Origin of the sequence: Micromonospora echinospora, from assembly GCF_900091495.1 — a bacterium.
Taxonomy (GTDB): Bacteria; Actinomycetota; Actinomycetes; order Mycobacteriales; family Micromonosporaceae; genus Micromonospora; species Micromonospora echinospora.
Window position 1 is genome coordinate 983,660 of record NZ_LT607413.1, and the last position, 20,183, is coordinate 1,003,842.

At 73.3% G+C, this 20,183-nt stretch carries 19 protein-coding genes and 1 pseudogene; 6 read left to right on the forward strand and 14 right to left on the reverse strand.

The window, feature by feature from the left end:
• From GA0070618_RS04425 to GA0070618_RS04460, 8 genes are read right to left on the reverse strand one after another with little or no spacing between them, the layout of a single operon-like run.
• A complete protein-coding gene (locus GA0070618_RS04425) occupies window positions 1-1,929 on the reverse strand; it encodes a phage baseplate assembly protein V (RefSeq protein ID WP_088980490.1) in 1,929 nt (642 codons plus the stop codon).
• Window positions 1,926-3,053: a phage tail protein gene (locus GA0070618_RS04430; protein ID WP_088980491.1), complete on the reverse strand. Its 1,128-nt coding sequence runs from the start codon at window positions 3,051-3,053 to the stop codon at window positions 1,926-1,928. Before GA0070618_RS04430 ends, GA0070618_RS04425 begins: the two co-directional genes overlap by 4 nt.
• 33 nt (window positions 3,054-3,086) lie before the next feature.
• The gene (locus tag GA0070618_RS04435; RefSeq protein WP_088980492.1) at window positions 3,087-3,572 is read right to left on the reverse strand and encodes a phage tail protein; all 486 of its coding nucleotides are present in this window, start codon (window positions 3,570-3,572) and stop codon (window positions 3,087-3,089) included.
• Between the two features lie 28 nt (window positions 3,573-3,600).
• Window positions 3,601-6,960: an eCIS core domain-containing protein gene (locus GA0070618_RS04440; RefSeq protein WP_088980493.1), complete on the reverse strand. Its 3,360-nt coding sequence runs from the start codon at window positions 6,958-6,960 to the stop codon at window positions 3,601-3,603.
• A gap of 15 nt (window positions 6,961-6,975) precedes the next feature.
• Window positions 6,976-7,206, reverse strand: a complete 231-nt coding sequence (locus GA0070618_RS35460; RefSeq protein ID WP_414467597.1) for a DUF6760 family protein — start codon at window positions 7,204-7,206, stop codon at window positions 6,976-6,978.
• A complete protein-coding gene (locus GA0070618_RS04450; protein WP_088980494.1) occupies window positions 7,143-7,559 on the reverse strand; it encodes a hypothetical protein in 417 nt (138 codons plus the stop codon). Before GA0070618_RS04450 ends, GA0070618_RS35460 begins: the two co-directional genes overlap by 64 nt.
• Window positions 7,546-8,028: a phage tail protein gene (locus GA0070618_RS04455; RefSeq protein WP_088980495.1), complete on the reverse strand. Its 483-nt coding sequence runs from the start codon at window positions 8,026-8,028 to the stop codon at window positions 7,546-7,548. The genes GA0070618_RS04450 and GA0070618_RS04455 overlap by 14 nt, the downstream gene beginning before the upstream one ends.
• A gap of 32 nt (window positions 8,029-8,060) precedes the next feature.
• A complete protein-coding gene (locus GA0070618_RS04460) occupies window positions 8,061-9,623 on the reverse strand; it encodes a phage tail sheath family protein (RefSeq protein ID WP_088980496.1) in 1,563 nt (520 codons plus the stop codon).
• A gap of 176 nt (window positions 9,624-9,799) precedes the next feature.
• Here GA0070618_RS04460 and GA0070618_RS04465 point away from each other — a divergent pair, with 176 nt between their 5' ends.
• The 4 genes from GA0070618_RS04465 (at window position 9,800) to GA0070618_RS04480 (ending at window position 12,955) form a co-directional block, all read left to right on the forward strand.
• On the forward strand, window positions 9,800-10,411 hold the full coding sequence (locus tag GA0070618_RS04465) for a Pvc16 family protein (RefSeq protein WP_157748914.1): 612 nt from the start codon (window positions 9,800-9,802) through the stop codon (window positions 10,409-10,411).
• A gap of 90 nt (window positions 10,412-10,501) precedes the next feature.
• Window positions 10,502-11,860, forward strand: coding sequence for a COG1470 family protein (locus GA0070618_RS04470; RefSeq protein WP_088980498.1), 1,359 nt, complete (start codon window positions 10,502-10,504; stop codon window positions 11,858-11,860).
• Window positions 11,857-12,528: a helix-turn-helix transcriptional regulator gene (locus GA0070618_RS04475; protein WP_088980499.1), complete on the forward strand. Its 672-nt coding sequence runs from the start codon at window positions 11,857-11,859 to the stop codon at window positions 12,526-12,528. The genes GA0070618_RS04470 and GA0070618_RS04475 overlap by 4 nt, the downstream gene beginning before the upstream one ends.
• Before the next feature lie 34 nt (window positions 12,529-12,562).
• Window positions 12,563-12,955, forward strand: coding sequence for a PAAR domain-containing protein (locus GA0070618_RS04480; RefSeq protein WP_088980500.1), 393 nt, complete (start codon window positions 12,563-12,565; stop codon window positions 12,953-12,955).
• A gap of 258 nt (window positions 12,956-13,213) precedes the next feature.
• On the opposite strand, the gene GA0070618_RS04490 is transcribed toward GA0070618_RS04480, so the two are convergent.
• The 3 genes from GA0070618_RS04490 to GA0070618_RS04495 form a co-directional block, all read right to left on the reverse strand.
• Window positions 13,214-14,416, reverse strand: a complete 1,203-nt coding sequence (locus tag GA0070618_RS04490) for a helix-turn-helix domain-containing protein (protein WP_231931602.1) — start codon at window positions 14,414-14,416, stop codon at window positions 13,214-13,216.
• Window positions 14,403-14,573, reverse strand: a complete 171-nt coding sequence (locus GA0070618_RS33900; RefSeq protein ID WP_170107812.1) for a hypothetical protein — start codon at window positions 14,571-14,573, stop codon at window positions 14,403-14,405. The genes GA0070618_RS04490 and GA0070618_RS33900 overlap by 14 nt, the downstream gene beginning before the upstream one ends.
• Window positions 14,574-14,769: 196 nt before the next feature.
• Window positions 14,770-15,942 carry a helix-turn-helix domain-containing protein gene (locus tag GA0070618_RS04495; RefSeq protein ID WP_088985278.1) on the reverse strand — a complete coding sequence of 391 codons (1,173 nt, stop codon included), beginning with the start codon at window positions 15,940-15,942 and terminating at the stop codon, window positions 14,770-14,772.
• A gap of 260 nt (window positions 15,943-16,202) precedes the next feature.
• Between GA0070618_RS04495 and GA0070618_RS33285 the strand changes: the two genes are divergently transcribed.
• Both GA0070618_RS33285 and GA0070618_RS04500 read left to right on the forward strand, forming a co-directional pair.
• Complete coding sequence (locus GA0070618_RS33285) at window positions 16,203-16,385, forward strand: hypothetical protein (RefSeq protein ID WP_143740228.1); 183 nt, start codon at window positions 16,203-16,205, stop codon at window positions 16,383-16,385.
• A gap of 71 nt (window positions 16,386-16,456) precedes the next feature.
• A complete protein-coding gene (locus GA0070618_RS04500; protein WP_088980503.1) occupies window positions 16,457-17,023 on the forward strand; it encodes a sugar O-acetyltransferase in 567 nt (188 codons plus the stop codon).
• A 160-nt stretch (window positions 17,024-17,183) separates the two neighbouring features.
• Here the strand turns inward: GA0070618_RS04500 and coaD are convergent.
• The 3 genes and pseudogenes from coaD to GA0070618_RS04515 all read right to left on the reverse strand — a co-directional run.
• Window positions 17,184-17,627 (reverse strand): annotated as a pseudogene (gene coaD, locus GA0070618_RS34535) (pantetheine-phosphate adenylyltransferase); the annotation flags it as partial.
• A complete protein-coding gene (locus tag GA0070618_RS04510; protein WP_088980504.1) occupies window positions 17,624-18,157 on the reverse strand; it encodes a DUF6817 domain-containing protein in 534 nt (177 codons plus the stop codon). The gene GA0070618_RS04510 and the pseudogene coaD, both read right to left, overlap by 4 nt.
• 167 nt (window positions 18,158-18,324) lie before the next feature.
• Window positions 18,325-20,100, reverse strand: coding sequence for a VWA domain-containing protein (locus GA0070618_RS04515; protein WP_088980505.1), 1,776 nt, complete (start codon window positions 20,098-20,100; stop codon window positions 18,325-18,327).
• Between the last annotated feature and the right edge of the window lie 83 nt (window positions 20,101-20,183).

Consider the following 20,183-nt stretch of genomic DNA (forward strand, 5'->3'; position numbering starts at 1 on the left):
TCAGTTGAGCTGGATGGGTTTGCCCTTGATGGCGGTCGCCGCGGTGCCGCTGATGGTGATCTGCGTACCGTCGATGTCGACCGTCTTGGCCTTGAGCTTCAGGCTGGTGCCGCCGTCGAGGGTCATGCTTCCGCCGGGGCCCGCCTTGATCTCCACGGCGGTCTGGCCGGTGCACTCGATGACCAGCTTCCCGGGTTTGTCGGGGGCGCAGCGCAGGGTGACCTCGCCGGCCACCGCGTCCATGGCGAGGGAGAGCTTGTCGCCCTTGCTGCCCAGCACCACGTTGGCCGCGGTGGGTTGGCCCTTGCCGCCGGGCGGCACCTCGTCGTGGAACACCAGCCGGTTGCCGGACGGCGAGAGCAGGCCCCGCCGGATCACCGAGCTGGTCTGGCCGACCGACTTGACGCCACTCGCGCCGGGTTTCGTCGAGGAGGTCTGCGCGCCGTCCAGGCCGTACCCGGTGTGGCGGCTGGGCAGGCTGCCCAGCACGTACGGGCGGCGGACGTCGCCGAACTCGAACGCCACCAGGACCTGGTCACCCGGTTCGGGCACGAAGAACGCCCCGCCGGCCGGACCGGCGAAGAGCTGCCCCACCGGGGCCCAGTCGGTCTCGTGGTCCGGCGTCAGCCAGGGCAGGGCGAGTGTCACCCGGCCCAGGTTCTGCGGGTCCTTGACGTTGCTGACCACCCCGCAGACCACCCCGTCGATCCGGGACGGGCCGTCCGACCGGTCGGTCGCCAGTCCGAGCAGCGAGCGGTCCTGGGTGCCCCCGACGGTGAACTCGGTGCGGTACCCCTCCTCGGTGTCGTCGAAGACGTGCCGGGCGGCGCTGAGGGTCCACGTGCCGGCGAACGGGGCGGGCACCCCGTCCACCCGGACCGCCCGGCCGGCGACCAGCCGGGCGTCGCCCAGCGCCTCCCCCTCGGCCTCGGCGAACGAGCCCCCGACGGTGGCCGCGAGACTCGCCGCCACCTGCCGTACCGCGCCGTCGGAGCCGTTGGGGACCGGCAGGCCCCGCCCGACCAGGACATGCCCCCGGGGGCCGGGGGCCGGACCGACGTCGCCGACGGCGCTGTTGCCGGCGCGTGGGGGCGTCGGGGCGGCCCGGGGCACGAAGGGGTCGGCGGCGGCCGTCGGGGTCCGGCCGCCGCCCAGGCTCACCCCGGGGGCGGTGGTCCCGGTCCGTCCGGCCACCACGGTCGCGGCGACCGAGTCCCAGGTGCGCACCTCGACCTCCGGGGCGAGGTTGCCGGCGGTGACCCGGGGCAGGAACCGGCGCAGGTTGCCCCGGAAGGTCAACGGCAGCGGGCTGCCGGCCCCACGCGCGGTGGCGGCCCGGCGGAAGTGGAACCGGTCGCCGTCGGCGCCGACCTCGTAGCCGATCTCCCGGGCCCGGCCGGCGAGGAACTCCCAGTCGGTCTGGTCGACCTGGGAGAGGTGGGCCAGCGTGCTGCCGGTGGCGTCGATGGTGCCGACGGTCAGCTTGGCGGCGGTGGCCACCTGACGGGCGATGTCCGAGTCGGACTGGTTGAGGAAGGTCCGGGTCCGCCGGACCCGGTGCAGCCGGTGGTCGTGGGTGTAGCCGCGCACCACCACGTACGCGGCGAGGTCGACGAACCGGCCCTCCAGGGCGGTCACCTCGCCGCTGATCAGCCGCTGCTCGGCGGAGCCGTCCTGGGTCGGACCGAACACCCGCACCACCGTGCCGAGTTGGAGACCGGCCCGGGTGAGCAGGTCGCCGTCCAGGTCGACGAAGGTCAGCTCGAACATGTCCGGCAACGCCAACTGGGTGTCCACCACCACCCGGACGAGCTGCTCGGCGACCGCCGCCGGCAGGTCCCGGTCGGCGGTGCCGGTGGTGACCCGGGGGCGCAGGGTGGCCGTACCCCAGATGAGCTGGTGCCGGTCGATGCCGGCCGCCCCGCTCACCGGCGGGCTCCGACGGCCGCGCCCCGGGCCTGGGCCCGCATCGGGTCGTCGATGCCGCTGGCCGCGGCCCGCTGCCGCCACTGCGCCGGATCGGTGCGCACCGCCCGGGGCGGTGCCGGGGCGCCACCCTGTTTCGGGAAGATCTCCCCCTTGGTCACCACCAGGTCGAGGGTGGCCTGGGCCCGGATCGGCTGTCCCGCGCCGTCGAACCGGGTGAGGTTGACGTTCAGCGTGCTCAGGTTGACCGTCATGGAGAGCTTCCCCCAGCGGAAGGTGAGCTCAGGCAGCACGGACTGGCCGCGGCCCTGCTCGTCCCGGGTCGTGGTCTGACCGGAGAACGCGACCAGTTTCTGCACGTCCTGGGCCACGCCGGCCCCGACCAGCAGCACCTCCCCCGCCATCACCCGCAGCGCGTCGTCGGAGGCGAGCACCAGCCCCTTGCCCTGCCCGATCACCTGGCTGGGCCGGGAGGATCGGGTGATGGTCATCTTCGCCGGGTTGTAGGAGAACGCGACCGTGCCCAGCGTCGTCGACGACAGCTCGGCGGTCTCCGCCCGCGCCTGGAGGTCGGGGAAGAAGCCCTCGTGCACCAGTTCCAGGCGTTCCACCGCCACCTGGTTGGTGTCGGCGGAGAGGTCCGGGCCGGCCCAGGAGGCCGGTCGTACGCCGTAGAGCAGCCAGCTGTTGACCGGCTCGCCGTCGGCGTCGAGGAGGGTGATCCGGGCGGTGGTCCGGGTGTCGTCGCCGGTGCCGTCCTGCCAGGAGCGCAGCACCCCGACCAGCCACTGCTGCAACTGCGCGGAGTGTTCCCGGTGCACGGCCCGTTCCAGCACGACCGGCGGGTAGCTGACCTCACCCGGCAGGTGGTACTGGGCGACGTAGTCCCCGGTCACCCGGACCACCTCGGGCCGGAAGTCGGCCCGCAGCCCCCGGCAGGAACGCCAGAGTCCGATCTGGACGTCGCCGATGGTCACCTGGAACCGCATCGCCAGGCCGAGCTTGTCGGTCCGCCGGACTCCTGGCCCACTGCGGAACAGCTGCGCCAGGCCGCCGGAGGTCAGGCCCTGCGCGGTCTGGCTCGGGTCGCCCAGCATCCCGCCGAGCTGCCCTGCGGAGAGCGCCATGGGTGTCCGTCCTTCGGGTTCGAGAGATGCGGGTCAGAGGGAGAAGGCGACGTCGTCGTCGAGGAACCCGGTGTGGGCCAGTTCGAGGGTCTCCACGGCCACCCCGGACCGGCTCGGGTCCAGCTCGGACACCGACCAGCCGACCGGGAAGAAGTGCTTCAGCTCCCAGCCGACGATCTTGAGGCCGAGACTGTCGACGAGCTGGATGCTGCCGCTGAGCGGCCGGTACCGCTTGGCCTGCTGGCAGAGCCACTCCTGCACCACCTGGGAGTCGAAGCAGACCGCCCGGCTGAGCCGGATCCGGCTGTAGTTCGGGGTCCCCACGTAGGTGAAGAGGTCGTTGCTGTCCCCCGCGCGGTACTCGCAGACCTGCCAGGTCACCCCGAGCCCGGAGACCCGGGACCAGGAGCCGAGGTTGTAGCGCTCGTCGTCGATGACCACCAGGTAGCGGTGGTTGACCCCGGTGACCTCGAAGAAGCCGCCCAGGAACCGGGCTCCGGTGGAGAGACCACCCGCCATCGTCGCGTCCTCCTCGTCGTCGTCGGATTCACGGGAACCGGGTCAGTCGTCCGCTGCGTTCCCGGTCGACCAGCAGTTCCTGGCGGAGCCGGCCGCGCAGTCGCCCGTAGAGGCGGCCGGCCAGTTCCTCCAGGTCGTCGGGGTTGTCCAGGTCCACCGCCCGGGCCGGGGACCGGTCGGGCCGCAGTCCGGTGGCGTCCCGGTCGAGCCGGGCCGCCAGTGCCTCCTCCCGGCCGGTCACGGCCCGCAGCTCGCCACGGAGCTGCTCCACCGCGGCGCTCACCTCGGCGAGTCGGCCACTGCTCCGGTCGAACGCGGGTGGGCTGGTCGCGGCGGCCACCTCGGCGCGCAGCGCGGCCAGGGCGGCAGCGCCGTCCGGGGTCGGTTCGGGCCCCTCGCCCGGGTCCGCGTCCTCCTGCCGGGCCACCTCGGCCCGCACCAGGTCGCGCAGGTCGGCCAGGGCGTCGGCAGAACCGCCGACCGGGGCCCGTTGGAGCGGCGGTCCGCTGCCGAGCGGCCCACCCGGGTCGGCCCGCCAGGTCAGTCCGCCCCCGGCGGTGGTGCCCCAGGTGCCGACCGGCCCGGCCGCGCTGCCGAAGGCGGCGCTGCCGGCAGCGCCGCCCGGCGCGAACGCGCCCGGAGACCCGCTGGAGGATCCGGGGCCGACCAGAGGCAGCGCCGCCGTCGCACCGACGCCGGCCGGCACCGCCCCGTCGCCGAAGGCGTACTCGGCGGCCAGGGCCCGCGCCTCCAGGTCCCGTCCCGCCCCAGTCGACTCGGCCGGGGGCATGGCCCCGAGCACCCGCTGCTGCACGACGTGGGCCAGCTCGTGGGCGAGCAGGGCCCGGACCGGCGGCGCGTCGAGCGGACCGGCCTCCGCCGGCAGCAGGACCTCGCCGCCCCGGGTCGCGGCCCGCGCCCCGGCCTGCCGTACCAGGGCGGTGGCCGCCGGACCCCGGCGCACCGGCACGTCCGAGACGTCCACGCCGTACCGCTGACGGAAGCCGTCCACGAGGGTGGCGGGCACCGGGGTCAACGGCTCGACGCCGAGCGGCGCGACCGGGGCGGGCGGCGTCGACACCACCGGCGGCACCAGCGCCGGCAGGTCGGGCAGGACCGCCCGGTGCCGCAACGGCACCGCCGGACGCTCCGACCAACCGGTCGATAACGCTCCGTCCGCCGGTACGTCGGACGATGTCGAATCGGTCCGGAATGGAACGGGGTACGGCGAGGTGCCGACCCCCGTCGCCGGGCAGGGGTCGGGGAAACCGTCGGACCGCGATGGTCGTGGTACGGCGCTGCCCTGGCCGTCCGTGGCCGGTGCCGGTTCGGCAACGAAGGCCGACACCGGCCACGGGTCCGCGACCACCGGTGTACCGGTGGCGGGCCCGGCCGGGGGTGCCGGACGCCGCGCGGGCGGGGTGGGTTCGTCGGTCGGTCCCATTCGGGACCCGGCCGGTGCCGGGAACCCGGGGGCCGGCGGCTCGACGGCCAGGGGTGCCGGCGGGACGGCGGACCGGGGACGGGACCACGGTTCGGTGGATGCCGCCTGCGCCACGCCACCGGCTGGCGAACCAGGGAACTGCGGTGGCAGGTCAATCGGCGCGACCGGCGGTGCTGCGGATAAATCGTCGGACGGCCCCGCCGTGCCGCTGTCCGTCGTGACCACCGGATACGCCACGTCCGGCGGTCCGGACAGGATCGTCGGACGCGGCCCATCGGGCCGGACGGGCCGGGCTGCCTCGCCTGACACGTCCGGCTGGACGGGCGGGACCGCCTCGCCTGACACGCCCGGCCGGAACGACGGCACCGCCGGACGGTTCACATCGGACCGGACGGACGGAGCCGCCGGATGTCCGGCCTCGGGCCGGACGGACGAGGTCGCCGGTTGTCCGGCGTCGGGCCGGACGGGCAGCGCGCCGGCGCCGGCCGATGCGGGGGCGGTGGCGTCGGGATGGTCGGACGACACCGGCCGGGCCGGCGGTGGGGCGTCCGCCCGTCGGGTCAGGAACCGGGCCGGCGACAACGCCGCCGACCGGTCCCCGCCGGCCGGCCACGCGGGAGCCGCCTCGGGCACGGTCGGAACGGCACCGGACCGGGGCGTACCCGGTCGACCGGGAGCCGCCGGGAACCCGGCCGGGTCGGTGGTCGGGTGGGGCGGTGCCGGCTGCCGCCCGACGCCGACGACCTCGGCCGGGACGGCACCGCGGGGACCTCCGCCGGGGCCTCCACCGGTCAGGACGGCATCACCGGGGCGTCCGCCGGCCGGAGCAGCACCGCCGGGGCGTTCATCGGCCGGGACGGCGTCGCCGGGACGCACGCCGGGCGGCACGTCCGGCTGGGCGACGCCGGCACCACCCGCTGGCGGTCCGTCCGGGGCCGGGGCGACCGGCGCGTTCGCTGCCGCCGGGGCCGGTCGGGACGCGGCGGCGCGGGCGGACCGGGACCGGGACACCACCTCGACCGGACGCGGCGTGGACCCGCCGGGCAGGCCCGACGGTTCGCCGGGGACGGTGCCGGCCCCGGGCACCCGGTCGATCGGGCGCGGCGGCGGGTTCTCCCGCCGAGCGGCGGCACCCGGTACGGGTCCACCCGCCGCACGGGCCGCCTCCGCCGCCCGGGTGACCTCGGCCGCGCGGTAGACGTCCTCGAAGCCGGGCGGGGGCCAGACGTCGACGGTGGGCAGGCCGGCGGCGGCGAACTGGGCAGCCGCACGGGCCGCCTCGCCGGGGTCACCGGCCGGGGTCGCCTCTTCGGCCGGCCCGGCGGACGGCGGGACCGCCCCGAGCGGGTTGGCGTCGCGGACGGTGTGCTCCGGCGCGCGGGGCTTACCGACGGCCTCCCCGTCGGCCACGGTCAGCGGGGTCCGGACGGAGACCGGGGCGACCACCACCGGCAGGGTGCGGGGCGCACCCGCCGCATCGGGGGCGCTGGTGACCGGCGACGCGACCCGGACGGCCGGTTGGCGGTCCTCGCCAGCGGGGTCGGCCGGGTGCGGGCCGGGGTGGCCGGTGACCGGGCGGGCGGCGGCAAGGCCGGTGACCTGGCCCCGGGGTGCCGTTCCGGGGTCGGGTGTGGCCGGCGCCGCCAGCAGCGGTTCGCTCGCCGCCACCCGGGGCACGGCAACGGTGACCATGGCCGGTCCCGGGGCCACCGTCAGCGGCAGGGCCGCCAGCCGGGTCCAGTCCCGACGCGCGGCTGCCGACCCGACGGTTCCGTCGAAGGGCGCGGCCCCCTCCCCCGGCCCGGCCGATCCAGGGACAGCCGACCCGGCGGCGGGCAACCCAGCGGCGGGCGATCCGGCAGCGAACGACCCGGCAGCGGGCGATCCGACCGGCACGTCGCGGCGCGACCGGAACGGTCGGCGGAGCCGGAACGGCCAGGCCATGACGCACCTCCTTGGTCAGGTCGGGAACGGGTGTCGCGGTACGGCGGGACGGTCGAACTTGCGGATCTCGGCGAGCAACCGCACCCGGTCGGGGTGTTCGAGGTCGAGGATGCTGTCGAGGGACCAGTGGAGGTGGTGGGCGACGTACGCGACTTCCTCCCAGAGCCGATCTGTCGCGTACGTCAGGATCCCCCCGGCGCGGCCCCCGCCACGTCCACCGCGAACTCGCCCCCGCAGTGCGGGCAGGCGACCTCGGCCTCGGTGTGGCCCTGCTGGTTGATCCGCCGGTACAGGTCCTGAAGGAAGGCCAGGTCGGAGGCGAAGAGCCGTTCGATGACCGTGGTGTCCACCGCCCGTACCGCGCCGATCCGGGTCACCGTCTGGGCCAGCAGCAGCACGGTGAGGAACGCCGGGTTCTGCCGTACCCGGGGATCGCCCTGGGGGTTGATCTCGTCGCGGGCGGTGGCCAGCCGCATCACGCCCTCGCGGTGCACCCCGCCCCGGTCGTCGACCAGGCCACGGGGCAGCACGAACGGGTACTCGGTGCGCAGGCCCGCCGCCGGTCCGACGACGGGCTCGGCGAGGTCAGATCCGCGCATTGAAGTCGAACAGGTCGTCGCACATCAGCGTGACCGTCTGGTAGACGATGTCGGTGGAGCCGGCCTTGACCCCGCTGACCTCCACCTTCGCCGGCCAGGCGTTGGTCATGATGTACGTCAGCCGGGCGTCGCCGTTGAGGTCGTCACCGGGACCGTAGAGCTTCAGCGCGCAGTCCCGGTACGCGTCGTACATCAGGTTGCGCACCTTCTGGTGCCAGAGCCAGAGGTCGCCGTTGAGGTCGAGTCCCCGCTTGAGGGTGACCGTCGGCGGCTTGGTCCGCCCGAAGTGCCGGGAGAAGATCGGCCCGGTGGGACCGGCGGCCATGTACTCCGCGTTCTCCACCTCGCTGCTGATGCCGACCAGCTCGGCGAAGTTGATCGCCGTCATGCCCGGCACCTCCAGCCGGAAGACGGCGGCGCTGATGATCTCGGTGTTCTGGCGGGGGTCCTGGGTACCCTGACCTGCCATGGTCGTCCTTCCTGGTTACGTCGGAGGGCGGATCAGTCGTCGCCCGCGCCGTGCGAGAGCTGGGAGAGGCGGAACACCACGAACTCGGCCGGCTTGACCGGTGCGATGCCGATGTCGACGGTGAGGATCCCGGCGTCGAGGTTCTCCGGCGGGTTGTTCTCCGCGTCGCACTTGACGAAGAACGCCTCGGACCAGGTGTCGCCCATCAGGGCGCCGCTGCGCCACACCCGACGGAGGAACATCGTGATGACCCGGCGCACCGCGTCCCAGAGCCGGGGGTCGTTGGGCTCGAAGACCACCCAGTTGGTGCCGAGCAGGATGGACTTCTCGATCCAGTTGAACAGCCGCCGGACGTTCAGGTAGCGCCACTCGGCGTCGCTGGAGAGCGTCCGGGCGCCCCAGATCCGGATGCCCTGGCCGGGGAAGGCCCGGATGCAGTTCACCCCGATCGGGTTGAGCTGGTCGTGCTCGCCCTTGGTCAGGCCGCTCTCCAGGGCCAGCGCACCCCGGATGATCTCGTTGGCCGGTGCCTTGTGCACGCCCCGGGTGTCGTCGTTGCGGGCCCACACCCCGGCGACGTGGCCGCTCGGCGGCATGAACACCGCCCGCCCCTGCGCCGGGTCCATCACCTTGACCCAGGGCCAGTAGAGGGTGGCGTACTTCGAGTCGTAGCCGGCGACGTCCTGCCGCCACTCCTTGAGGCGCTGCGGGTGCAGCCCGGGCGGCGGGTCGAGGATGGCCACCCGGTCGCCCATCAGCTCGCAGTGCGCGATCATCGCGAGCTGGACGGCCTTGAACGCCTCGTCGTCGATGATCCCCCGCTGGTAGGCGGCGGCCAGGTCGGGCACGCTGAGCATGGTGACGTCCTCGATCGCCTCCAGCCCGGCGAAGCCGGTCCGGTCGCTGACGTCCCCGACGTAGTCCTCGGCGCGCACCCGCAGGTCGCCGTCGACACCGGTGGTGGCCGGCAGTCCGGCGGTGGCGAGGGCGACCTCGGCCCCGCGTCGCGGCGGGGCGAGCGTGGCGCCCTTGACCTCCTCGATCTGGATCAGCTTCGACTGCTGCTTGACGGCGGTGACCACGTTCCCGGAACCCCGGCGGGTGGTCAGGTTGTCCAGCGTCTCGACCGGCTTGCCGGCCTGCTTCACGACCAGTTTGAAGGTGTCGTCGCCGCCGTCGGAGGCGTCGGTCACCTCGACCGAGAGGTCCTGCCCGGCCGGACCGGGCAGGGCGGCGCGGACGGTGAAGGAGAGCTTCCCGTTGTCCCCACCGGCCGGGACCGCCGCGGTGGCGTACGCCCCGTCGCCGCCCGCCGGCCCGGCGTCACCGCCGCCGGGTCCGACCCGGACGACGTACGCGGAACCGCCGCCGTTGAGGAAGTACCCGTAGACCGACAGGGGCAGGAACGCGCCGGCCACGAACCCGCCGAAGACGCGGGTGTACTGCGACCAGTTGGTGACCAGGGTGGGCTCGTTGACCGGCCCCTTCTCGGCGAAGCCGACGAACGCGGCGACGGCGGTCCCGACCGCCTCGATCGGCCTCGACCCGGAGGACACCTCCTCCACGTAGACGCCCGGCGACAGATACGTCGGCATCGAACCTCCTGTACGACGGTGTGTTGCGGCGAGCATGCCAACGGCGCGCGGTCGGAACCGTTGCCCGCCGGACCGCCACGGAGGCAGGCCACACTGCCCCGAAGGGCACCGGATCCGCCCCACCGGCCTGCCCGCCCGCCGAGCGCGGGCCGCCCGGCGACCGGCAGGGTGGGTGGGTGATCTGGGATGTCGACCTGTCGGTCCGGGCCTGGCTGGGCAGCTACCTGCCGGCGGGCGTACCCGTCGTCTTCGACCCGCCGGACCGCTGCGCGCAGCTCGACGGCGAGCGGGTCTCGGCCTTCCTGCTGGACGTCGAGGAGGACTCCAGCGGGGTCTCCGCCAGCTGGGACGACCTGCGGGACGCCAACGGGCAGGTGACCGGACGCCGCCCGCCGGGACGGCGCTACCGCTTCAGCTACCTGCTCACCGCCTGGGGGCCGGACACCGAGCGGGAACACCGCCTCCTCGGCGACCTGCTGGTCGGCTGCGCGATGTGCACGGCGCTGCCCGCCCGTTTCCTCGCCGGTTCCCTGGCGCGGGCGAACCAGCCGGTGGTGGTGCGCAGTGCCCCCCGCCGCGAGGGGGACACCGGCTCGGCGTGGGTGGCGCAGGGCGGGGCGGCCCGGACCGGCCTGCACCTGCAACTGCTCGTCCCGTTCGTCCCGGAGGCGACGGCCGAGCTGGCCCCAGCGCCACGCGAGGTGAGCGTCAACAGCGCCGGCCGGTCCGGCAGCGCCGCCGCTTCCCGCGCCACCCGCCGTCCGGGCCGGATCAGCGAACCCGGCTGAGCCGTTGCCCGATGAGGTAGCGACGGGTGCCCGTTGGTGTTCCTCGATCGCGGTACTGCCGACCCCCACCGCCCGGCGAGACTGCGCGGCATGAGCGTCGCAGTGGGACTTGCCGAGACCGAGCTGACCGTCGCGCCCGGCGGCGAGGTCAGCTGCACCGTACGGGTGCGCAACACCGCCTCCGTCGTCGACCAGTTCACCCTCGACGTGGTCGGCGACGCCGGGGACTGGGCCGAGGTCGAGCCACCGACGATGAACCTGCTGCCCGGCACCGAGGAGGAGGCCCGGGTCACCTTCCGGCCGCCCCGCTCGGCCACCGTCCCGGCCGGCGACGTCGACTTCGGGGTACGGGTCCGGGGGCGGGAGGACCCGGACGGCTCGGTGGTCGAGGAGGGCCGGGTCACCGTCGAGCCCTTCGTGGAGCTCGCCGCCGAGCTGGTGCCCCGGACCTCCCACGCCCGCCGGTCCGGCGCCCACCAGCTGGTCGTCGACAACACCGGCAACACCGAGACCACCGTCGAGGTGCTGCCCACCGACCCGGACCGGCTGCTGGACTTCCGGGTCCGGCCGGCCGCGCCCGTGCTGCGCCCGGGCACCGCCACCTTCGTCAAGCTGCGGGTACGCCCGAAGAAGCGGTTCCTGCTCGGCCCGGACCGCAACCTGCCGTTCCAGGTGGCCGTCACCCGTCCCGACACCGAACCGATCACCTCGGACGGGATGCTGGTGCAACGGGCGCTGCTGCCCGCCTGGTCGCCCCGGGTGGCGCTGGTCGCCGTCGCGGTGACGGTGGCCCTGGTCGCGCTCTGGTTCGCGGTGCTGAAGCCCACCGTGCAGTCCACCGCGAAGGAAGCCGCCCAGGTGGAGACCCAGCAGCTCAACCAGGAGCTGACCGAGGAGGTGGCCGAGGTCAAGACGCAGGCCAGCGAGGCGGCGCAGACCGCCGAGAAGGCCGAGCAGGCGGTGACCGGGGGCGCCGCCTCGCCGAAGCCGAGCGCACCGGCGAACCCGACGGACGGCGCGGGTGACGGCCGGGGCGGTCCGGGCGGGACGCTGGAGAACGCCGATCCGGAGACCGCCGCCGACTTCCGGGTGGCCACCAGCGCCTCCCCGACCTCGAACGAGTTCGCCCTGTCCACGTACCGGCCGGCGGCGAAGAAGGTGCTCTGGGTGACCGACATCGTGCTCCAGAACCCGCACGGCGACGCGGGTGTGCTCCAGGTGCGGCGGGGTGACACCGTGCTGCTGGAGACCGGTCTGAACAACTTCCGCGACCTGGACTACCACTTCGTGCAGCCGTTGAAGTTCTCCGCCGACCAGCCGGTCACGGTGGCCGTGAAGTGCACCAACCCGGGCAGTACGCCGTGCACCCCGGCGGCGTACTTCGCCGGTCAGTTGGTGCCGGTCGCGCCGGCGGCCAGTCCGTCCACCAGCCCGGGCGCCGCCCGATGAGCGGCCGGCCGGACGACCTCACCCCGGTCCGCACCGCGGTCCGCGCCCGCGACCCGATCTCCCAGGCCGGGGTGGTCGCGCAGCTCGGTGCCGACCCCGGCGACGGGGACCCCGCCGGGTTCCGCCCCGTGGTGGTGACCGGGGACGACGCCACGGCGGACGTACTGGTGATCGTCGGGGACACCGTGGACGAGTGGCTGCTGGCCCAGCTCGACGCGCTGGCCGCCGCACCCGGCGGGGCACCCCGACCGGTGCTGGTGGTGGGACAGCTCGACGACACGGCCGGGCTCCAGGCCATCGAGGCGGGCGGGTTGAGCATGGTCCGGCGTGCGGAGAGCACCGCGCCGCTGCTGCGCGAGGTGGTGCGGGCCGCCGCCCGGGGCGAGGCACGGCTCCCCACCGACCTGCTCAGCTCCCTGCTGACCCGGGTGGGACGCGCGCAGCGGCAGGTGCTGGCCCCCCGGGGCCTGACCATCCTGCCTCTGTCGCCACGGCAGCTCGCCGTGCTGCGCATGATCGCCGCCGGGGCGGACACCGCGACGATCGCCCGGGACCTGTCCTACTCGGAGCGGAGCATCAAGAACATCGTGCACGAGATCACCGTCCAGCTCGGCGTCCGCAACCGGACCCAGGCGGTCGCGCACGCCATCCGCGAGGGCCTGATCTGAACGGCCGACCCGGCCTACGAGAGGAGCGCCAGTCGTGGGCGTACCCGCCGCGAAACTCGGCGACAAGGTCGTCGGCACCGACACCCACATCATCATGATCCCGTCCCCGGGCGGGCCGGTGCCGACCCCGACCCCGATGCCCTTCGCCGGCACGATCACCACCGGGTGCAGCACCGACGTGCTGATCGAGGGGAAGCCGGCCGCCGTGGTGGGCAGCGGCGCGCAGAACGCGCCCCCGCACGTGCCCACCGGCGGGCCGTTCCAGGTGCCGCCGACGAACCAGGGCACCGTCCTCGCCGGCAGCCCGACGGTGCTGATCAACGGCAAGCCGGCCGCCCGGCACGGCGACAAGGTCAACACCTGCAACGACCCCGCGCCCCTGCCGAACGGCACCATCGTCGCCACCGGCCAGGTGCTCGTTGCCTGAGAACCGGCGGCCAGGTGGTCGGATCGAGTGTCATCCGTCCTGCCGAGGGTCCTCCGGCTCGGTTCCCGCACTCCGCTGCGGTGGTTCCTCGGCCGCGCGGAGGACGTCGCGGGCCGCGGTCGCCACCTGGCAGTCCGGGGTACGGCAGATTGGGCAGCGGCCGTCGGGCCCGCGTCGGTGCTGGCGGAGGACCATGCGGGCGGTGAGGATCAGTCGGTTGCGGATCTGCGCCAGGGACAGGTGAGGGCCGGTCACCGTTCAGCCCACCCCGAGGGTGTCGGCGAGCTGGGTGACCGTTGCCGGGGCGTCGGGGTCGCGGGCGACCTGGGCGAGCACGTCCCGGCCCGCCGGCCGGTGCCGGACCTCGGCCGGCGCGATCCGCTCGACGTCGACCAGCACCCGCCCGGCGGCGACAGGGTCACCAACCTGAAGGTACGCATGGGCGGTGACGAGCAGGTGGGCGGCGCGATGCTCGGCTGGCAGCCATCGCCAGCCGTCCCGCTGGGTGGCCTTCTCGTGCCACGCCACCGCATCGCGGGCGTCGCCCAGCTCTACGGCTGCGGCGGCACGGGCCAGGGCCACGGCAGTGGGTCCGAACCCGGTCCGATGGTGGTCGTGCCCGTCGCCGACCTGCTCGGCCATGTCGGCAGCGTCGTCAAGCAGTTCAGCGGCGGCAGCGTCGTCCCCGTGAGTGGCTGTTGCCAGGGCAGCTTGGACGAGCAGCGTGCCGCACAGGGACAACTCAGCCGGGCTGCCGTACTCGATCACGGGTGGGGCGATCCGGTACGCGGCAGCCAGCATCGCCGACTTCGCCACCCGTACCCGCCCGGAGGCGCGGAGCACCTGACCGAGTTGCACGGCTACGGCGGCGACCAGGATCCGGTCACCGGTCGCAGCGGCCATGGCCCGGTCGGCGGCCAGCCACGCCAGCTCGGCGTCACCGAGCTTCACCAGCAGCGACGCGGTGATCCGGTACGCCTCGACCAGCGGCACCCGGCCTGCCCCGGGATCGTGGGCGTGGGTGCGCTGCGCGTCGGTCAACAGGTCCGGCAGCAGGTCGGTCGCCTGCGGGTAGCGGGCGTGCTGGAACGTCGTCCAGGCGTGCGCGACCTCTCGGGCCATCCGGTCAACCGGCAGCACCGGACGGCGGCCCGCCGGCCTCCCGAGCGCGATCTCATACCGGGACAGCGCCGCCCGGACGCGCTCGACGTCTGCGGTCCGATCGGTCACCTCTGCGGGATAGGCGTCCCGACCCAGCAGGACAGCGGTGTCGATCCGCAGGACGGCGGCGATGTCCTGAAGGGTCGACACCTTGTCGAGCGAGCGGACACCCCGCTCGACCTTGTCCACCCAGCTCTTCGACTTGCCCAGCCGATCGGCAAACACCTGCTGCGACAGCTTCCGCCGCCCCCGCCAGTACGCCACCCGTCGACCCACCGGCAGCAGCTCAGTCCTGTCCACGACGCCACCGCCGCTCCGGCACCGCCCGGGTGGTCTCCTCCACCGGTATTCGATCCGTCTCGGTCTGCGCGAGAAGCCGCTGCTTTGCCGCTTCCCGTTCCGCCTGCTGGATCTGCTCGCCGTGACTCTGCCCCGACTTACGCTGCGTGTTGTCCACCCGTGTCCTCCTGTGAAGGGGCACGACGGTGATGCGTGGGAAAGACCGACCAACGCCGCGCCAGGCTGTCGAGCGCGGCCTTGCCGCCGTCCTGCTGCTGACGAGGTCTTGGCCAGCCACGCCTCGCGTACAGCATCCGGTGACCATCCGATCACCTGCTATGTCCGGCGCGTCCGCTGAGGGCGGTTGCTGTCCGCTACGACTGGGTGACCGGCCGGTACGCCTCGTACGCCTCGCGCAGAACCGCGCCCTCAGCCAGGCCAGTCCGCTCAACGTGGCGTAGCACTTCCCGTGCCCGCCACCAGTTCGACGGCACGACCCGACCGGAGGTGATCGCCTCGACGGCTAGCATGCTCGCCTCGTCCGGCTGTCCAGCGGCCAGCAATGCCAACGCCAGATCGAGGCGGGCGGACGCCGACCGGCGCGGGCGTTCCCCACCATCCCCGCGCGGGTCCAATTCGGTCAGCACCGACCGGGCGACCTGCTCAGCCGCCGGGTCACCAGCCCACGCCAGCGTGGTGGCCGCATACGCCCGGGCCTTTGTCGGGTCGTACCGATAGTGGTGCTCGGCGCGTTCCGGCACGGACAGATTCGCGGTCAACCGTTCCAGACGGTCCAGGGTTCGGCGGGTCCGCCGCACGTCGCCCATGCGCGCCCAGCCGCGCGCCTCCTGGGCGGTGGCCTGGATGTGTGCCGAGCTGCCCCGGGGCGCGACCCGCTGCGCCTGCCGCGACAGCTCGACGGACTGCCGGTAGTCGCCGTGTGTGAGGACATCCCACGCCCGGGTTTCCAGGCACCACCCCTGGATCTCCGGGTGTTCTGCGTGGCCGGCGAGATCGTGTGCGGCGGCCAGATGCGCGCCGGCCGGGCCGCGCTGATTGAGGTCGACGTGCACGGTCGCGCGAAGCACGGTCAGCCAGGCACCGGCGACGATCAGACGACGGCGCTGAGCCAGGGTCACCTGGCCATCGAGCAGCCGGTTGACGTATGCCAGGTGACGCCGCACCCTCGGCAACAGTTCGGCCGGTGGCGTAGTCGGGTATGCACTGGCCAAGTCGTCGACGACCGCTTCGAGCCGCGCGAGGGTCTCAGCGCTGACATCACTGGCGCGGACTCGGGCAAGCAGGTCGTCTGCTTCAGCCTGGTGGTCAACCGGTGCGGTAACGAACGCGATCAGAGTGCCACCGGCGTTGAGGACCCGGTCGAGATGACGGGCGGTGTCGAAGGTCGGAGCCTTCGCTCCGGTCTCCAGTTCGTGCAGGTGACTCTTGCCCCGGTGAGTGAGCTGCCCGAACGCACGTAGGGACAGACCACGATCGGTACGGATCGCTCGCAGGTGCGCTCCGAAGCGTGGGTCAACGTGCGACATAGGGTGCTCCCAGGTAGCGGACTGGGCGACGACTCCACCGGCCGCCACTCCGGCGGGCCGCCACTTCGGACGGTACACCCGCACCGCCCGACCGGTGACTCCACGTGCCGACTTCGTTACCGATCCTCACTCTGCAAGTCATGCCGCCCTGCGACGCGCCTTCAGGGCGATGCGGAGATCAATCCGGCTTACCGCGAGGAGCAGTCAGTTACGTACTCGAACCTGACGCCGCCGCTGACGTCGCAAGGTTGCTCGGCAACATGGACCCGGAAGCGGCACTGGCCGCCGTACCGCTGGATGCTGCGGCTGCATTGACGGCCCTCGGAATGTCCGCGTTCAATGGGCATCCGCGGGCATATCTGCACCACCACCTCACTGCGGTGCGCGACTTTTACATGCACGCCGCCCAGCACCGGCTCGCGGTTGCTCTTTGGTGGGACTGATCACCACAAGATCGTCTAGCCGGACGGTGGGTCCTCACCGGGCTTCTAGACCGCCGTGCCAGCATCGCCCTGTGCGCAACGAGCAACGCCTACGAACACGGACGCCCGAGTCACGAGCCTTCGCGGAGCGCGTACAGCTCGTGATGAACCTGACCGCCCGCCTCAACGCGCTGCCGTTTGACGACCTCGACGCACGCCGGGCGGTGCTCACCGAGATCTTCGGTGCGCCGATCCCTGACTCCCTGACCATCCTGCCCCCGTTCTACTGCGACTACGGGCTCGGCGCGTCGTTCGGGGAGCGCGTGTTCATCAACCAGGGATGCTTCTTCCTCGACTACGGGGGCATCAGCATCGGTGACCGCGTCATGATCGGCCCCCGCGTGACCCTGAGCACCGCCGGACACCCCGTCGAGCTCGACGAACGGTACGACTTCATCACGCACGCGCCCATTGTCATCGAGGACGACGTGTGGATCGGCGCCGCAGCCACGGTCACCCCCGGAGTGACGATCGGTCGAGGCTCGGTCGTCGGTGCGGGTGCCGTTGTCGCGAAGGACGTGCCGCCGCTGAGTGTGGTGACAGCAACAAGCGTTGTGGAGCGGAAGCGGCTGAGGCCGATGTCTGCGGCAACCTCCTGAACGCCACGCCGCCGTCCGCTACTGTCCGCAGCCGCCGGCGTCGACCGGCAGGACCGCAGGGCGTACCCAAAGTTGCCCGGCGGCGATCCGACGAGGGGTTCGGCAAGGTCCGGCAGCCTACGGCTGCGTGGACGAAGGCTGCTCCCCCAAGCGTGCGCACCGCAGTCGAAGACACCGCGGCCAGCTCGGGCTGCGCGGGCAGGAACACCGTGGGGACACCCAGCGACTCGTTCATCGCGGCGAGCTGGTACTCGGCCTGAAGGTCGGTGGTGTTACGCATGCCGCGGACGATCACTCCGACTTCGTGGTGGCGGCAGTAGGCGGCGGTCAACCCGCCCCAGGCCACAACGGTGACGGAGGTCCACTCGACCGGCAGAACGGCCCGAACAGCGGCCGCTCGCTCCTCTTCGTCGGTGCCCGGATGCTTGGCGCTGTTGACCGCGACGAGCACGACCACTTCGTCGAAGAGGTCGCGTGCCCGGTTCACCACGTTCAGATGCCCGGGAGTGAAGGGATCGAAGCTGCCGGGGTAGACGGCGCGCACGCGTACGCGACCGGGAGTGCGTGCTGTCGGACGTGGCCCTGCCGATGGTTCGGGTGTCACGGCCGCAGGACCCGCTGCGCATCGCGGATGACCTGCTCAGAGGCCACTGACGCCCACGAGGCGAACAGTTTCCGGAAGTAGGTACCGTGCCGTTCCGCCACCGCAGGATCGTGTTCGATAACGTCCAGTTCGTTGACGATGCTCAGGTCGATGAGCGACCGAAGTCGAGCCGCATCCGGCGTTCTCACCTCGCGTACGAAACGGTCGAACACCTGGCCGGTCTCTGCCAGCTCCCGCCAGCTGCGTCGACGGTCGCAGGCACCGTACAGATAGACGAGCTCCTCGGCGTCGGCACCAACGAGATCCCGCAGCACCGCACGATCGGTCCGATCAATCAGGGCGAGGTCGAACCCGTCGGTGCCGTAGACGGCGTGGGTAAGGCCTGCGGCCTGCACTTCACTGCCGCAGCCGAGCACGGCGAGTCGTTCGCTGACTCGACACAGGTGGGCGTACAGGTTGCCCCCGGGATGCGCGATCTGCTCAGCTCCATGCCGGCGGAGCCAGACCCGCACGCCGTTGTCGGTGCTCATGGCCCGACTGTAGGTATCGGCTGTCGGATTCGCTGGCCCCGGGGTGTGGGCGATAGGTCACAGCGCCGTGGACACGCCTGGCACCCGCCTGGCTGAGGGTCGACAAACCTCAGCACGTCACCGTCTCGCACGCCGCCGTGCCGAGACGGCCGTCGACCGGATCGTCGTCAGCGGCGGCGGGTGAAGACGCCCGGCTGGGCCGTCGGAGACTGCACCAGGAACGCGCCGCTGGTCACCGTGCCGACCGCCGGCACCGACGCGACCGCTGTCCGAGGGCCAGCCGGGGCGTCGGCGAAGACCACCATCGGTACGGCGAACCGGCCGGCCGCGTCGGCGACCACGGTCACCGCGCCGGTGCCGCCGGCCCAGGTCACCGTCACCGGCTGGCCCGGCGGGAAGTCCCGCCCGAGACCGGTGACGACCTGGCCGGGTCGCCCCACACCCGGGTTGAACTGGAACGTCGGGTTACGGCCGGCGACCTGGACGGTCAGCGCCTGCGTCGCCTGCCCGCCGGTGTCGGTCGAGCTGGCCAGGGTGAGCACCGCCTGGGCGACCCCGACGGCCCGGGGCGTCCCGCCGACGTCCAGGGTGCAGGACGCGCCGACGGCGAGGACCTGGCCGCAGGTGTTCCCGGTGACGGTGAAGACGTCCGACCCGGGGGCCGACGCGACCGGCGACAGCGCCACGGCGGACGTGTCCGGCAACGTGCCCGTCCCGGGCGGGGCCGGCGCGGCGAGCGTGGCGGCCACGCTGAGCGGGTAGTCGCCGGTGTTGCTGAGGGTCACCCGACGGGTGGGTGTGGCGACGCCGAGGGACGCCTCGCCGAGGTCGAGCAGGGTGGTGTCGGAGTGCAGCACGGGCACGTCCGGGGCGGCCCCGGTGACCTGCACCACCAGCCGGTCCGGTCCCTCCTGGAGGATGCCGTCCACGGTGAACTCGACGCGGCAGCCGTACTCGCCGTTGCGGGCCTTCGGGTCGACCCGGACGGCGAGGGTGAAGTCCACCTCGCTGCCGCTGTCGACGGTCCGTTCCGCCGGCTCGACCGTGGCGCTCAACTGCGGGTCGCAGTCGGAGATCCGGGCGGCGACGGTGGCCTGGATGGCCCGGATGCCGGCGAGGATCGCGGTGGAGACGTCGCCGGCCGTGGCGGCGGTGAGCAGCACCCCGCCGGTCCGGGTGGTGATCTCGGTGAACTGCCCGTCCTGGTCGAGGCTGTGGTACGGGGAGGTGACGACGTCGACCGCCACCACCCGGATGCCCCGCGCGGTGAGCGCGGCGATCGTACCGGCGAGGTCGTGGCCGAGGACCGGGTCGTGCGACGGGGCGTCCCCGAAGATCACCACAATCGGGCTGCTGTCGGCACGGAAGCCGACGGCGCCGGTCGCGATCCGGGACAGCGCGTGGAGGTTCGCCTCCGGGGTGTCGCCGCCACCGGCGGCGGTCCAGGTGTTCACCGCCTCCTGCACGGCGGCCGGGTCGGCGGTGAGGTCCCGGTTGACCTGGAAGGCGTACCCGTCGGTGGTGTCCCGGTACTCGGTGACCGCGAACCGGGCGTCCGGCTGCACGGCGCTGATGTCCCCGACGATCCGGCGGGCGTTGGCCTTCACGTCCGCCAGCGCCAGGCCCATGCTGCCGGTGGTGTCGGCGAGCAGCACCACGTCCGGACGGGGCGGCACGGTGGTGGTGGTCACCGTACGGGTCAGCGTCGCCGCGCCGCCCGGGGTCAGCCCGATCGTCGTGCCGTCCGTCCCGCCGGTCGGCGGGTCGGAGGTAATCGGTGGAGCGGGGGCGTCGGCGACGCTGATCCGGAACTCCGCGCCGCCGCTGGCCGGTGCCGCCAGCAGCGCGGCGTACCCGGCCGGCGGGGCGGCGCTGGCCACCAGGAGCGCCACGACGGCCAACGCCGACGCGGTCCGCAGCGGGCGGGAGGCGAATGTGGCCATGCCGGGCAGTAAAGTCCGTCCGGCCGGTGCCGCGCAGCGGGTGGCCGGACAGACCTTGGTGCAGTCCTCCCTGCCCCTCCGGG